This is a genomic window from Paraburkholderia sp. 31.1, assembly GCF_014397645.1.
GTDB lineage: Bacteria > Pseudomonadota > Gammaproteobacteria > Burkholderiales > Burkholderiaceae > Paraburkholderia > Paraburkholderia tuberum.
In genome coordinates this window covers 1-906 of sequence record NZ_VZQN01000173.1, presented here as the reverse complement: position 1 = coordinate 906, position 906 = coordinate 1, and the positions used below count along the sequence as shown (strand labels likewise).

Below are 906 nucleotides of genomic sequence, written 5' to 3'. Positions count from 1 at the left end.
CAAATCTATGGTCAGCCTGACTTTTGCAAGCGAGGTGGTGTTGACGTAAATTGGGCTTGCGCAAATCTATCCGGGGTCGTTGTGGGAACAGGTTCCCGCCCCATGATGAGAGCCGCGCCGGGCAAACCTTAAAAAAGCCGCAGTATCGGAATACTATTTGCTTTGCCAGGTTGCTTGCTCGGCCGTTGAGCCGTTTATGTCTTCACGTATCTCGCGTCGCAAAACCAGGAAGTGACTTGGGTCAGAAGGAGTAACGTAGGCGGCGCACAGTCAGGCTGCTGCCACAGCCTGAGCACTTTGGTAGTGTGTTCCGCGGGCGAGGATGGCCCAGGCGATCCTCGCCAATTTGTTGGCCAACGCACAAGCGACCACGTTGGAATGCCGTCGGGCCAGCAGGTCGCGGACCCAGGCCCCCAGGCGATCGGCGTGCCGCTCGATGTGCAGCATGAGCGCTCTCGCGCACTGGACTAACAGTCGCCTCAAATTCTTATCGCCGCGCTTGCTGATTCCCAGCAGCGTGGGCTTGCCGCCGGTACTGTATTGGCGTGGAACCAGCCCGATGGATGCGGCGAACTGGCGAGCGCAAGCGAACTGGTGGGCGTCGCCCAATTCGGTTGCCAGCACGCTGGCCGTGATTGGGCCGATGCCGGGAATCTCCAACAGGCGCTGGCTGCGTTCGTCCTCCCGCAGTTGCCGGATCAATTCGCTTTCGAGTTGCGCGACTTGTTCGTCGAGGTACTTGAAATGTGCCTGCAGACGCTCGAGCAGCGCGACTAGTCGCGGCGGCAGATCATGCGAGGCCAGCACGGCAGGAAGTCGGCGGATGACGCCCATCCCCTTGGGCAGGCTCACGCCGAATTCGAGTAGAAAGGCATGAATCTGGTTGACCGTGCCGGTACGGTCGCG

At 60.4% G+C, this 906-nt stretch carries 1 protein-coding gene; it reads right to left on the bottom strand.

The window, feature by feature from the left end; genetic code table 11:
- Nucleotides 1–270 precede the first annotated feature (270 nt).
- Nucleotides 271–906, bottom strand: a 636-nt coding sequence (locus tag F6X37_RS35845; RefSeq protein WP_187614679.1) for an IS110 family transposase, incomplete at its 5' end; no start/stop codon positions are given.